Consider the following 13,216-nt stretch of genomic DNA (forward strand, 5'->3'; position numbering starts at 1 on the left):
TACCGTCGCCGCAAAAGATCACGACGGCCACGTCCGCCGCGCACAGCCGGCGGGGAGGAGCAGCGGTGGACAGCAGCAACGGAGCGGGACGGGCATTCATCGGGTCGTTCACCTCGGCGGGCGGGCGGGGCGTCATCGTCGCCGCCGTGGACGCGGAGACCGGCGCGCTCACGGTCCTGGGGGCCACGGACGCCGTGCCCGACCCCTCCTACCTGGCACTCGGACCCGGCGGCACGGTTCTCTACGCGGTCAGCGAGACCGAGCCGGGCGGTGCGGCGGCCCTCGACGTCAGCACCGACGAACCCCGTCCGCTCGGCGAGCTCCGGGCGGTGGACGGCGACGGCCCCACCCACCTCACCCTCGCCGCCGGCCACCTGGTCACCGCGAACTACGGCTCGGGCAGCGTCAGCGTGCTGCCCGTCGCCGGGGACGGCACGCTCGGCCCCGTCGCCGCGGTCCTCGCGCACGAGGGCGGCGGCCCGGTCGTGGACCGCCAGGAGGGCCCGCACGCCCACCAGGTCCTGCCCGACCCCACCGGGGCCTGGGTGCTCAGCGTCGACCTCGGCACCGACTCGGTACGGGTCTGCGCGGTCGACCCGGCCACCGGCGAGCTGCGCCCGCACGGCGAGACGGCCCTGCGCCCCGGCACCGGCCCGCGCCACCTGGCGTTCCACCCCTCGGGGCGCCACGCCTATGTGCTCAACGAGCTGGAGCCCACCCTCACCGTGTGCCGCTGGGACGCCCGCACGGGCGTCCTGGAACCGGTCGGCGAGACCCCGGTGCTGCCCGAGGGTGTGACCGTGGAGAGCTACGCCTCCGAGGTCGTCGTCGCCCACGACGGCCGGTTCCTGTGGGCGGCCAACCGGGGCCACGACAGCATCTCCGTCCTCGCGCTCGACGCGACCGGCGCGCACCCGTCCCTGGTCACGACCGTGGGCTGCGGCGGCCACTGGCCCCGCGACCTCGCGCTGGATCCGGCCGGGCGCCGGCTCTACGCGGCCAATGAGCGCAGCGGGAACGTCGCCTGGTTCGCCGTGGACCCGGAGACCGGTGTCCCGGTCCAGGAGGGCACCCTGGACGCCCCGGCGGCCTCCTGCGTGATCTTCGGCTGATCCCCCTCGGCCGATCCTTCTCGGACACGACCGAGGCCCCGGTGCCGGACTGCCGTCCGGGCCGGGGCCTCACGCATGCCGAAGAGGTCAGCGGGCCGGCGCCCCCTGGGCCACCGGGGGAGCGATCCCGAGGGCCGAGGTGTACATCGAGAGGACCAGCTTGCCGATCGCCGGGTACGCGCCCAGCGGCTCGGCGCTCGCGCAGCCGGCCTCCTTCGCCGCGGCGTCGAGCAGGCCCTCCGCCACCTCGGGGCCCACCAGGTACGGGGCCACGGCCAGCTGGAGCGAGCCGGAGCCCTTCAGCTGATCGGCGATGGCGGCGACCGAACCCTCCACGTCGAGAGCGGCGGCCATGACCGGCACCGCGAGCCGGGCCGCGAGCAGCATGCCCGTGATCCCCGCCGCCTGCACGGCCTCCTCGCCGCCCACCGTGGCGAGCACGATGCCGTCGGCGGCCGTCGCCACCGTGAAGAGCCTGGCCCGGTCCGCGCGGGCCAGCCCGGCCTCCGACAGCCGGACGTGCAGCGCCTCGGCCAGCAGCGGGTGCGGACCGAGCACATCGGTCAGCTCCGCCGGGGCCTCGCTGTCGGTGATCGCCTGACGTATCCGCTGCACCAGCGCGCTGTCCGGACCCGCGAGCAGCGGGACCACCACGGCGGCCGGGCCCGCGGGCTCGGCGACCTCACGGCCCACGGCCAGCGCCTGCTCGTAGCGCGCGGTGCGCTCGGCGGCCGAATGCGCGATCACGGAGGCCAGCGCCGGGTACTCGGCGTCGTCCCCGTCCACGTAACCGATCAGGGCGTTCAGACCGGGCAGCTCGGAACGGGCGATGCTGATGACCTCCTCGGCCAGACTGCGGCTGGTCGAGGAGGGGGTCCCGGGAACGGCGAGAACGAGCGCGGCAGCGCCCTCGGGTGCGGCCACGGGCTCCGGGCGGCGGTGCCGTCCGGACTGGCGAGGTCGCGGCATTCGTACAGGCAGGCCGGAAGCGGGCCCAGTGGGGGTGCTCATGGCGCCGCATGCTACTGGTTTCGGACGCCTCCCTGCTCGGGGAGGGTCCGGTCGAGCGGCCTCTGTCCGCTTTTATCCGATCAGCGGCTTACCGGGCAACTGCCCTGATCTGTCGTCAGCGTGCGCGCGCCCGTCTCCCTACGAGCGGGGCCCGGGTGCCGGAACGCAGAGCAGCGTCGGGTGGTGCGGCAGCCGCAGCCCTCCGGTGTCGAGGGCCTGGGCGATGCGCAGCGCACCGATCAGGGGATCACCCGAACCGGGGACCGCCCGTGCCCGCGGCAGCAGTCGCGCCAGCTCCTCGCGCAGCGGTACGAGCAACGGCTCGCCCATCCGGAACAGCCCGCCCGTCAGCGCGACTTCGCAGGCGTCCTCGTCCGCCTTCGCCTCCGGGCACACCGCCGCGGCCGCCTCCGCGATATGCGCGGCGGCGTCCCGCAGGATGCCCTCGGCGACCGGATCGCGGTCCGCGCACGCGGCCACCTCCGGCGCGAACGAGGCCAGCAGCGCGGGCCGGTCCGCACGCGGGTAGAGCAGACCGGGCAGCTCCTGCGGCGGCCCGAACACCGCCTCCAGGCGGGCCAGCAGCGCGGATGAACCGCCGCGCCGCCCGTCGTACGCGCGCATCGCGGCATCGAGCCCGGCCCGCCCGATCCAGGCGCCGCCCCCGCTGTCGCCCAGCAGGTGCCCCCAGCCGTCCGCCCGCCGCCACGTCGTCAGGTCCGTGCCGAGCGCGATCAGCCCCGTGCCGGCGGCCACCACCGCGCCGGGCCGCTGCCCGACCGCCCCGGCGTACGCGGTCACCGCGTCCGCCGCGAGCGCGATCCGGCGTACCCCCAGCGCGTCCGCCAGGGCGCCCGGCAGTTCGGCGCGCAACGCGTCGCCCAGCGTGGCCATCCCCGCGGCGCCCACCGCCGCGGCGGTGATCCGCCCGCCCGGGCCGTGCGCGTCGAGCAGGCCGCGTACGGCGGGCAGCACCTGATCCAGGAGGTGGGCGGCGTCGATGCCGCGCGGTCCGGTGCGCACCGGACCGCCGCACGCGACGGTCGCCAACGGGGCGTCCGCATCGGCCGTGCCCAGCGCCACCCGGAGCCCCGAGCCGCCCGAATCCACACCGAGTACATAAGTGCCCGGTTGTCCGTGTGACGTCATGGACCGGCTCCCGGGGGCGAAGGGGTGAGGGACGGGCAGCACCCTATCCCCGGGGGACCGCGTTGCGCCGGTAGGGTGATCTTTCGTGACAGCGCGACCGTTGAACGAAGTAGTCGAGCCCGGCTGGGCCGACGCCCTCGCCCCCGTGGCCGGGCGCATCGCCGAGATGGGCGATTTCCTGCGTGCGGAGGTCGCGGCCGGCCGCACCTACCTCCCCTCCGGGGCGAACGTGCTGCGCGCGTTCCAGCAGCCCTTCGAGGACGTACGGGTCCTGATCGTCGGTCAGGACCCCTACCCCACACCGGGGATGGCGATCGGGCTGAGCTTCGCGGTCTCGCCGGACGTGCGCAGGCTGCCGGGCAGCCTGGAGAACATCTACCGGGAGCTCAACGCCGACCTCGGGCTGCCCAGGCCGTCGAACGGCGACCTCACCCCGTGGACCCGCCAGGGCGTGCTGCTGCTGAACAGGGCGCTGACCACCGCGCCCCGCTCGCCCGGCGCCCACCGCGGCAAGGGCTGGGAAGAGGTCACCGAACAGGCCATCCGTGCCCTGGCCGCCCGGGGCAAGCCGCTGGTGTCCGTGCTCTGGGGCCGCGACGCCCGCAATCTGCGGCCGCTGCTCGGCGACCTGCCGGCCATCGAGTCCGCCCACCCCTCCCCGATGTCCGCCGACCGAGGCTTCTTCGGGTCCAGGCCGTTCAGCCGGGTCAACGAACTGCTCGTCGCCCAGGGCGCCCAGCCCGTCGACTGGCGGCTTCCCTAGAAGCTCACACCTCGACCGCCGCCGCCCGTACGCACAGCACGTCCGGAAGATGCGAGGCCAGCTGTTCCCAGCTGTCGCCGTCGTCCGCGCTCGCGTACAACTCGCCGTTGCGGTTGCCGAAGTAGACCCCGGCCGGGTCCGCGTCGTCCGTGCAGAGCGCGTCGCGCAGCACCGTGCCGTAGTGGGCGCTCTCCGGCAGGCCCGCCGACAGCGGCTCCCAGTGGGCGCCCGCGTCGGTCGTCCGGAAGACCCGGCAGCGGTGCTCGGCGGGCACCCGGTCGGCGTCGGCGTTGATCGGGAAGACGTACGCCGTGTCCGCGCGGTGCGGGTGGGCGGCCACGGCGAAGCCGAAGTCGGAGGGCAGGCCCGCGCCGATGTCCGTCCAGTCGCCCCCGGCGTCGTCGCTGCGGAAGACGCCCCAGTGGTTCTGGAGGTAGAGGCGGTCCGGATCGGCCGCGTCCCGGCTGACCTTGTGCACGCACTGGCCGAACTCCGGGTCCGGGTCGGGCAGGAACACGGCCGAGACCCCCTTGTTGGCCGGGGCCCAGCTCGCGCCGCCGTCGGTCGTCCGGAACACCCCGGCGGTGGACACCGCGACCGTCACGGCGCGCGCGTCCCGCTCGTCGGTCAGGATCGTGTGCAGTCCCTCGCCGCCTCCGCCCGGCACCCACCGCGCACGCGTCGGGTGCTCCCACAGCGGGCGCACCAGCTCGAACGACTCGCCCCCGTCCCCGGACCGGAAGAGCGCGGCCGGCTCCGTGCCCGCGTAGACGACGCCCGGCGCCTCGGGCCCCGCCGGCTGCAACTGCCACACCCGCTCCAGGGAAGTCCCGGTGAACTCCGGGAACTTCACCGCCGGGGTCTTCGGCTCGACCCAGCTCGCGCCCAGGTCGTCGGAGTGGAAGACGGACGGGCCCCAGTGCGCGCTGTCGCCGCCGACCAGCAGCCGGGTCCGGCCGTCCCGGGTGTCGATGGCGACCGAGTAGATCGCCTGGGCGTTGAAGTGCGGCCCTTCGAAATCCCACGCACCGCCGCGCCTGCGGCCGATGAAGAGCCCCTTGCGGGTGCCCACGGTGAGCAGTACATCGGTCATGACCGAACCTCCCGAAACGCCGTTGTGCCGGATATCGGTCAGTCTGCACCCCGGCACTGACAGCGGCCCGGACCACGGCCCGGGGTGTCCCTCCCCGGCCCGGGCGGACCGTGTCTCAGCGACAGGGCGGGGCCGTACTGCTGCGGACCACCAGATTCGTCGCCAGGTCCACCCGGGTCGTCGCGGGCTGCCGGCCCCGGCCCAGGTCCAGGACCAGCCGGGCCGCCGTCTCGGCCATCTCGATCAGGGGCTGGCGCACCGTGGTGAGCGGTGGCCCGATCCACCGGGTGAGCGGCAGGTCGTCGAAGCCCACGACGCTCAGGTCCTCCGGGATGCGCAGACCGAGCTCGCGCGCCGCCTCGTACACGCCGAGCGCCTGGAGGTCGTTGCCGGCGAAGACGGCGGTCGGCCGCTCCGCCGAGCGCAGCAGCTCCATCCCGGCCGCGTACCCCGCCTCGTGCGAGAACTCGGCCTCGCGGATCAGTGACGGGTCGATCGGGATGCCCGCCGTCTCCAGGGCGGCCCGGTAGCCGTCCACCCGGGCCCGGCTGCACATCATCCGGGTCGGTCCGCCGACCACGCCGATCCTGCGGTGGCCGAGGCCGGTGAGGTGGCGGGTCGCGGCGAGGCCGCCCTGCCAGTTCGTCGTGCCGACCGACGGGATGTCGTCGCCCGGGTCTCCGGCCGGGTCGACCACCGCGTACGGGATGCTGCGGCTGGTGAGCTGCGCGCGCTGGGCGGCGGTGAGGTCGGACAGCACCAGGATGACCCCGACCGGCCGGCGGGCCAGCACCCCGTCGACCCAGGTCTGCCCGGGGCTGAGGCGGCCGGCACTCTCCGAGAGGACCAGGCTCAGCCCCTCCTCGCGTGCGACGTTCTCCACCCCGCGTACGACCTCCATGGCCCACGCGCTGTCCAGCTCGTGGAAGACCAGGTCGATGAGTTGCGACTGCGTGGTCGAGCCGCGTCTGCGGCGGTAGCCGTGCTGCAGCAGCAGCTCCTCGACCTTGGTGCGCGTACCGGGCGCGACATCGGCGCGCCCGTTCAGCACCTTCGAAACTGTCGGAGCCGAGACTCCGGCCGCTCGGGCGATTTCCGCCAGCGTGGCAGTGCCGTCCGACGGCGCTGCGGCAGGCGCATTCTCCTGATGTGACTGGACGTTTGCGGGGCTCATACAGCGAATCGTAACCGCCCGGCGCCCGAACGGGCGCGGGAGCCCGGGCGAAGAATTCGCGGTCCGCGACCTCTTGACTGGCCCGAAACCCAACCGTACGGTTCCGGCAACATTCGCAAGCAACTCCGAAAGATTCGACAGAGGTGCGGTCATGCGGTCGGGAATTTTCACTCAGGGCAGGCGTGCGGCGAGATGGACCGCCGCCGGTGCGGCCATGGTCATGGCGGGAGTCCTGGCGGGTTGCGGATCGGACACCGGCAGCGGCGGCGGCGGTGGCGGCGGCACGCTGACCGCGTACGTCTACGGCGACGACGCGGTGAAGGTGCAGCAGGCGGCGGTCAAGGAGTTCAACAAGACCTCCGACGTCAAGGTCAAGCTCGTCTCGGTGCCCGGTACCGACTACGTCAACAAGCTCCGCAGCGCCATGGGTTCCCCGAGCGCCCCCGACATCTTCTTCAACTGGGGCGGCGGCTCCATCAAGCCGTACGTCGACGCGAACCAGCTGGTCGACCTCACCTCGACGTTCAAGAGCGACGCCACCCTCAAGGACGGCTTCCTGCCCTCGATCGTCACCGCCGGCAGCCTCGACGGGAAGGTCTACGGCGTCCCGATGCGCGGTATGCAGCCCGTGATGCTCTTCTACAACAAGACCCTCTTCGCCGAGAACGACGTCCAGGCCCCCAAGACCTGGGAGGACCTGCAGCAGGCCATCAAGACCTTCAAGGGCAAGGGGATCACCCCGTTCGCCCTCGGCGGCTCCGACAAGTGGCCCGAGCTGATGTGGATGGAGTACCTGCTCGACCGGATCGGCGGCCCCGACGTCTTCCGCAAGATCCAGAACGGTGACAGCTCGGCCTGGGGCGACCCGGCCGTCCTGAAGACCGCCCGGACCGTCAAGCAGCTCGTGGACGACGGCGCCTTCGGCAAGAACTTCAACTCCGTCGACTACGGCAACGGCGGCGCGCCCACCCTGCTCAACAAGGGCAAGGCGGCCATGCACCTGATGGGCTCCTGGGAGTACTCCACCCAGCTCGGCAAGGCGCCCGACTTCGCCAAGAAGGACCTCGGCTGGACGAACTTCCCGACCGTCGCCGGCGGCGTCGGCGACCCGGCCGACGTGGTGGGCAACCCCACCAACTACTGGTCGGTGAACACCCGCACCAAGCACAAGGACGCGGCCATAGCCTTCCTCAAGACCATGGCCTCCAAGTCCTACGCGCAGGCCCTCGTGGACAACGGCGACGTGCCCACCACCTCCAACGCCGCCTCCATGCTGAGCGGATCGCCGAACCCGGAGTTCGCCACCGACCAGTACGAGATGGTCCAGAAGGCCCCCGACTTCACCCTGTCCTGGGACCAGGCGCTCGAATCCCAGACCGCCACCCCGCTGCTCACCGAGATCAGCAAGCTGTTCGCCGGCAAGTCCACGCCCGAGCAGTTCGTCGCCGCGATGAAGGCCGTCAAGTAACGATGTCCCACGTCTCCTCGTCACCGAAGGTGCGCGGAGGACGGAAGGCGGCCGCCGGAAACGTCGGCCGCCCGCCGGTCGCCTGGGCGCTGCCCGGCATCCTCTTCTTCGCCCTCTTCGCGATCGTCCCGCTGGCGATCGCCGTGTACCTCTCCTTCTGCCACTGGGACGGGCTGAACTCCCCGACCTCCGCCGGCACGGCCAACTGGACCAGGCTCTTCAAGGACCCCGAGTTCCGCCAGGCCGCCTGGCTCAGCCTGCTCCTCACCACCGTCAGCTGGGTCTTCCAGACACCGGTGGCCCTGCTCCTCGGGGTCTGGGCGGCCGGCCGGCAGCGCAGCCGCGCCGTGCTCTCCGCGGTCTTCTTCGTCCCGCTGCTGCTGTCCACCACCGCCATCGCGATGCTGTTCCACGCGCTCCTCGACCCCAACTTCGGCGTCATCAAGGAGATCGGGCCCTGGTTCGGCATCGACCCGAACATCATGGGCTCGTCCACCGGCGCCCTGCTCACCGTGGCGTTCGTCGGCGGCTGGCAGTTCATGCCCTTCCACACCCTGATCTACCAGGGCGGCACCCGGCAGATCCCGCAGGTGCTCTACCAGGCCGCCGAGATCGACGGCGCCGGCATGTTCCGGCAGTTCTTCCACATCACCCTGCCGCAGCTGCGCAACACCATCACGACCTCCTCGGTCCTGATGATCGTCGGCTCGCTGACGTACTTCGACACCGTGCTCATCATGACCAAGGGCGGTCCGGGCACGGACACCACGATCCTGCCGTACCTGATGTACCGCACCGGCTTCCAGACCTACGACCTCGGATACGCCGCCGCGATCGCGACCGCCCTTGTCGTCGTGGCCACCGCGATCTCGCTGATCCTCGTCCGCTTCAGCGGCTTCGGGAACATGCGCTCCACCCGGGAAGGTATGTGACGCGATGTCGACCGACACCCGCCCCGCGACGCGCCCCGCACGGCCCCTGACCCGCACCCGCCCCGCCACCGCGCGGCGCCGCCGCAGGTGGGGCAACCCGCTGGCCGGCCTCGGCTCGCTGGTCTGGCTCGCGCTCGTGATCGTCCCGCTCTACACGCTGGTCTCGTCGTCGCTGATGCACCAGGACGAGGCGCTGAACGGCGACCCGCTGGCCCTTCCGACCGACCCGACGCTCGACAACTACCGCACGGTGCTGGACAGCGGCTTCTCCACGATGCTCTCCAACACGGCGATCGTCGCCGTCGCGACCACGGCGATCGTGCTGGTCCTCTCGATCCCCGTCGCGTACGTCGCGGTACGCACCCGCAGCAGGCTCTCCGGACTCGCCTTCCGCACCTTCCTGCTCGGCGTCGCCATCCCCGCCCAGGCCGTGATCGTGCCGCTCTACCTGCTCATCACCAAGATGGGCCTGTACGACAGCCTGCCGGCCATCATCCTGCCGACCGCGGCGTTCGCGATGCCCGTGGCGGTGCTGATCCTCAGCGGCACCATGCGCGACGTCTCCGAGGAGATGTACGAGGCCATGGCGCTCGACGGTGCCTCGTCGCTGCGGATGCTGTGGCAGCTGGCGATCCCGATGTCCAAGGCGGGCATCAGCACGGTCGCGATCTACACGGCGCTCCAGGCGTGGAACGGCTTCCTGTTCCCGCTGATCCTGACCCAGTCGGAGGAGAACCGGGTGCTGACCCTCGGTCTCTTCAACTTCATGTCCCAGTTCGGGGTGAACATCCCGGCCGTGCTCGCCGCGATCGTGCTCTCCGTCGTACCGATCTTCGCCGTGTACCTCGTGGCACGGAAGGCACTGGTCAACGGACTGATGGGGGTGGGCGGCAAGTAGCGCACCCATGCCGCCGCGTACCACCGCACTCTTGAGAGGAATCCCCGCCGCCATGGCAAACCCCCCTGTTCCGCATGCCCGCAGGACCGAAGCGGCCACCGCCGTCGACGGCCCCTGGCAGGACCCCGCGCTCGTCCCCGAGGAGCGTGTGGCCGACCTCGTCTCCCGGATGACCCTCCAGGAGAAGACCGCCCAGCTGTACGGAATCTGGGTGGGCGCCGACGCCGACGGGGACGGGGTCGCCCCGCACCAGAACGAGATGGTCGACGCCATCGACTGGGACGCGCTGATCCCGCGCGGCCTCGGCCAGCTGACCCGCCCCTTCGGCACCGCCCCTGTCGACCCGGCCGTCGGCGCCATCTCGCTGGCCCGCGCCCAGCAGGCCATCGCGGGCGCCGGCCGCTTCGGCATTCCGGCACTCGCCCACGAGGAGTGCCTGGCGGGCTTCACCGCCTGGGGCGCCACCGCCTACCCCGTCCCGCTCTCCTGGGGCGCCGCCTGGAACCCGGACCTGGTCACCGAGATGGCCCACCGGATCGGCAGCGACATGCGGTCCGTCGGCATCCACCAGGGCCTCGCCCCCGTCCTGGACGTCGTGCGCGACCTGCGCTGGGGCCGCGTCGAGGAGACCATCGGCGAGGACCCCTACCTCGTCGCCACCATCGGCACCGCGTACGTGAAGGGCCTGGAGTCCGCCGGCATCGTCGCCACCCTCAAGCACTTCGCCGGGTACGCGGCATCGGCCGGCGCCCGCAACCTCTCCCCGGTCCGGGCCGGGGCCAGGGAGCTCGCCGACGTCATCCTGCCGCCCTTCGAGATGGCCCTCATCGACGGCGGCGCCCGCTCCGTCATGCAGTCGTACGCGGAGATCGACGGCGTCCCGTCGGCGGCGGACCCGGCCCTGCTCACCGGGCTGCTCCGCGACACCTGGGGCTTCGAGGGCACCGTCGTCGCCGACTACTTCGCCATCGGCTTCCTGGAGACCCTGCACAAGGTCGCCGAGGGCCGCGCCGACGCCGCCCGCCTCGCGCTGCACGCCGGGGTCGACGTGGAGCTGCCGACCGTCCGCAGCTACGGTGACGAACTCGCCGCCGCCGTGGTGTCCGGCTCGGTCCCCGAGGACCTGGTCGACCGCGCGCTGCACCGGGTCCTCCTCCAGAAGTGCGAACTCGGACTGCTCGACCCCGACTGGACCCCGCTCCCCGCGCTCCTGCGCGACTCCGACCCGGAGCAGGCGCGCGAGTCCATCGACCTGGACCCGCCGCGCAACCGCGCGCTCGCCCGCGAACTCGCCGAACAGGCCGTGGTCCTGCTCGCCAACCCGCGGGGGGCGCTGCCGCTCGCCGGGACCGGGCGGATCGCGGTGGTCGGACCCCGTGCGGACGACGCGCTCGCCATGCTCGGCTGCTACTCCTTCCCGAGCCACGTCGGCGTCCAGCACCCCGAGACCGCCATGGGCATCGACATCCCCACCCTGCTCGACGCGGTGCGCGGCGAGTTCCCCGCCGCCACGGTCACCGGCGCCCCCGGCTGCGAGGTCGACACCACCGACACCTCGGGGTTCGCGGAAGCGGTGGACCTGGCCCGGGACGCGGACGTGTGCGTCGCCGTGCTCGGCGACCGGGCCGGGCTCTTCGGGCGCGGCACCTCGGGCGAGGGCTGCGACGCGGACGACCTCGCGCTGCCCGGCGTGCAAGGCGAACTGCTCGACGCGCTGCTGGACAGCGGCACCCCCGTCGTCCTGGTCCTGCTGACCGGCCGCCCGTACGCGCTCGGCCGCTGGGCGGACCGCACCGCCGCCGTGGTCCAGGCGTTCTTCCCCGGTGAGGAGGGCGGCCCGGCCCTGGCCTCCGTGCTCTCCGGCCGGGTCGGTCCGTCCGGCCGGCTGCCGGTCTCCGTGCCACGCCTCCCGGGCGGCCAGCCCTGGACCTACCTCCAGCCGCCCCTCGGGCTCGCCAGCGACGTCAGCAACCTGGACCCGACGCCGCTGTACCCCTTCGGCCACGGCCTCACGTACACCTCCTTCGCCTGGGAGCCCGGCGCCCCCGCCCCGGAGGAGATCCCCACCGACGGCTCCGCCGACATCGAGCTGACCGTCCGCAACACCGGGGACCGGGCGGGCGCGGAGGTCGTCCAGCTCTATGTGCACGACCCGGTCGCCCAGACGACCCGGCCGGACAACCGGCTCATCGGCTACGCCCGGGTCCCGCTCGACGCGGGCCGGGAGGCGCGGGTGCGCTTCCGGTTCCACGCCGACCTGGTGTCCTTCACCGGGATCGGCGGGCGGCGCGTCGTGGAGCCGGGGGCGCTGGAACTCCGACTCGCGACGTCCAGCGGTGCCGAGGACGTCCGGCACACGGTGCACCTGCGCCTCACCGGTCCCGAGCGCACCCTCGACCACCGGCGCCGGCTGGTGTGCGACGCGGTGGTCGAACCCGTGCCGGCGACCGCCCCCGTACGGGGCTGACCGCACCCGTGAACACCGGGCGGGGGCGCCGTGCCCCCGCCCGGTCCACAGCTCCACGAAACTTTCGGAACTCCCCCTGGCGGACGACGCGCCCTACCGCGCGAAGGCCGCGAGCGAGTTCAGCTCGGTCACCCCCGAGAACGTCATGAAGTGGGAGGTCGTGGAGCCGAGCCGCGGCCAGTACGACTGGAAGCAGGCCGACAAGCTGGTCGACTTCGCCCGCGCCAACGGCCAGCTGGTGCGCGGCCACACCCTGCTCTGGCACAACCAGCTGCCCGCCTGGCTCACCACCGGCGACTTCACCGCCGACGAGCTGCGCGCCCTCCTGCGCAAGCACATCACCGACGAGGCCCGCCACTTCAAGGGCCGCATCTGGCAGTGGGACGTCGTCAACGAGGCGTTCAACGACGACGGCACCCTGCGCGACTCCCTCTGGCTTCACAAGCTGGGCCCCGGCTACATCGCGGACGCCTTCCGCTGGGCCCACGCGGCCGACCCGAAGGCCAAGCTGTTCATCAACGACTACAACATCGAGGGCGTCAACGCGAAGAGCACCGCCCTCTACGACCTGGTCGTCAAGCTGCGCAAGCAGCACGTACCCATCGACGGCGTCGGCATCCAGGGCCACCTGTCCGTCCAGTACAACGCCCCCACGACATCGCCGACAACATGCGGCGGTTCGACGCGCTCGGCCTGGAGACCGCGATCACCGAGGCCGACGTCCGCGTCCCGATGCCCTCCGACAGCACCAAGCAGGAGGCGCAGGCCGAGGGCTACGACGTCCTGCTGCGCGGCTGCCTGCTCACCCGCAAGTGCACCGACTGCACGGTCTGGGGCTTCACCGACACGTACTCCTGGGTGCCCGACACCTTCAGGGGCGAGGGCGCGGCCAACCTCTTCGACGAGCACTACAGGGCCAAGCCCGCCTACAGCGCCCTGCGCGACGACCTGCTGCTCGCCGCCGGCCGCAACTGAGCACCGAGAAGGAGAGCAGCATGGACAGCGACACCCCCGACACCTTCCGGCACACCAGCCGCAGATCGGTGCTGGGCCTCGGCTGGTCGCGGACGGCCGGCTCGACGTCTCCTCGATCCGGGGCAGGTGGGAGACCAGCCTCCAGACCGTCATCGACCACCCGCTGCCCGGCGT

Annotated in this window: 10 protein-coding genes and 1 pseudogene; 7 read left to right on the forward strand and 4 right to left on the reverse strand. The window is 72.6% G+C overall.

The genetic code is table 11. The annotated features are described in order from the left end of the window. Window positions 1-65: 65 nt before the first annotated feature. Window positions 66-1,112: a lactonase family protein gene (locus OG867_RS29095; RefSeq protein ID WP_406289844.1), complete on the forward strand. Its 1,047-nt coding sequence runs from the start codon at window positions 66-68 to the stop codon at window positions 1,110-1,112. A gap of 87 nt (window positions 1,113-1,199) precedes the next feature. Here the strand turns inward: OG867_RS29095 and OG867_RS29100 are convergent, their stop codons facing one another. Together OG867_RS29100 and OG867_RS29105 are read right to left on the reverse strand one after the other, a co-directional pair. Next, window positions 1,200-2,123, reverse strand: coding sequence for a sirohydrochlorin chelatase (locus OG867_RS29100; RefSeq protein ID WP_406289846.1), 924 nt, complete (start codon window positions 2,121-2,123; stop codon window positions 1,200-1,202). A 138-nt stretch (window positions 2,124-2,261) separates the two neighbouring features. Further along, on the reverse strand, window positions 2,262-3,272 hold the full coding sequence (locus tag OG867_RS29105; RefSeq protein WP_328898985.1) for a BadF/BadG/BcrA/BcrD ATPase family protein: 1,011 nt from the start codon (window positions 3,270-3,272) through the stop codon (window positions 2,262-2,264). Between the two features lie 85 nt (window positions 3,273-3,357). Here OG867_RS29105 and OG867_RS29110 point away from each other — a divergent pair, with 85 nt between their 5' ends. Beyond that, complete coding sequence (locus tag OG867_RS29110) at window positions 3,358-4,035, forward strand: uracil-DNA glycosylase (RefSeq protein WP_328898984.1); 678 nt, start codon at window positions 3,358-3,360, stop codon at window positions 4,033-4,035. Window positions 4,036-4,039: 4 nt separating this feature from the next. Here OG867_RS29110 and OG867_RS29115 read toward each other — a convergent pair whose 3' ends face one another. Together OG867_RS29115 and OG867_RS29120 are read right to left on the reverse strand one after the other, a co-directional pair. Beyond that, window positions 4,040-5,128, reverse strand: a complete 1,089-nt coding sequence (locus tag OG867_RS29115; RefSeq protein WP_328898983.1) for an exo-alpha-sialidase — start codon at window positions 5,126-5,128, stop codon at window positions 4,040-4,042. 115 nt (window positions 5,129-5,243) lie between these two features. Further along, window positions 5,244-6,302: a LacI family DNA-binding transcriptional regulator gene (locus tag OG867_RS29120; protein WP_328898982.1), complete on the reverse strand. Its 1,059-nt coding sequence runs from the start codon at window positions 6,300-6,302 to the stop codon at window positions 5,244-5,246. 214 nt (window positions 6,303-6,516) lie between these two features. Here OG867_RS29120 and OG867_RS29125 point away from each other — a divergent pair, with 214 nt between their 5' ends. The 5 genes and pseudogenes from OG867_RS29125 to OG867_RS29145 all read left to right on the forward strand — a co-directional run. Further along, window positions 6,517-7,770 carry an extracellular solute-binding protein gene (locus tag OG867_RS29125; RefSeq protein ID WP_406291215.1) on the forward strand — a complete coding sequence of 418 codons (1,254 nt, stop codon included), beginning with the start codon at window positions 6,517-6,519 and terminating at the stop codon, window positions 7,768-7,770. A 2-nt stretch (window positions 7,771-7,772) separates the two neighbouring features. Then, window positions 7,773-8,702: a sugar ABC transporter permease gene (locus OG867_RS29130; protein WP_328898981.1), complete on the forward strand. Its 930-nt coding sequence runs from the start codon at window positions 7,773-7,775 to the stop codon at window positions 8,700-8,702. Window positions 8,703-8,706: 4 nt separating this feature from the next. Continuing rightward, window positions 8,707-9,600, forward strand: coding sequence for a carbohydrate ABC transporter permease (locus tag OG867_RS29135; RefSeq protein ID WP_328898980.1), 894 nt, complete (start codon window positions 8,707-8,709; stop codon window positions 9,598-9,600). Between the two features lie 52 nt (window positions 9,601-9,652). Then, the gene (locus OG867_RS29140; RefSeq protein WP_406289850.1) at window positions 9,653-12,067 is read left to right on the forward strand and encodes a glycoside hydrolase family 3 N-terminal domain-containing protein; all 2,415 of its coding nucleotides are present in this window, start codon (window positions 9,653-9,655) and stop codon (window positions 12,065-12,067) included. Window positions 12,068-12,140: 73 nt separating this feature from the next. Further along, a pseudogene (locus OG867_RS29145) lies at window positions 12,141-13,042 on the forward strand (endo-1,4-beta-xylanase); the annotation flags it as partial. Window positions 13,043-13,216: the final 174 nt, after the last annotated feature.

This window comes from Streptomyces sp. NBC_00209 (genome assembly GCF_045206345.1).
GTDB lineage: Bacteria > Actinomycetota > Actinomycetes > Streptomycetales > Streptomycetaceae > Streptomyces.

Coding starts and splice junctions, on each gene's coding strand:
- OG867_RS29100 (WP_406289846.1), bottom strand. CDS start 2,123: ATGAGCACCCCCACTGGGCCCGCTTCCGGCCTGCCTGTACGAATGCCG.
- OG867_RS29105 (WP_328898985.1), bottom strand. CDS start 3,272: ATGACGTCACACGGACAACCGGGCACTTATGTACTCGGTGTGGATTCG.
- OG867_RS29115 (WP_328898983.1), bottom strand. CDS start 5,128: ATGACCGATGTACTGCTCACCGTGGGCACCCGCAAGGGGCTCTTCATC.
- OG867_RS29120 (WP_328898982.1), bottom strand. CDS start 6,302: ATGAGCCCCGCAAACGTCCAGTCACATCAGGAGAATGCGCCTGCCGCA.
- OG867_RS29125 (WP_406291215.1), top strand. CDS start 6,517: ATGGTCATGGCGGGAGTCCTGGCGGGTTGCGGATCGGACACCGGCAGC.
- OG867_RS29130 (WP_328898981.1), top strand. CDS start 7,773: ATGTCCCACGTCTCCTCGTCACCGAAGGTGCGCGGAGGACGGAAGGCG.
- OG867_RS29135 (WP_328898980.1), top strand. CDS start 8,707: ATGTCGACCGACACCCGCCCCGCGACGCGCCCCGCACGGCCCCTGACC.
- OG867_RS29140 (WP_406289850.1), top strand. CDS start 9,653: ATGGCAAACCCCCCTGTTCCGCATGCCCGCAGGACCGAAGCGGCCACC.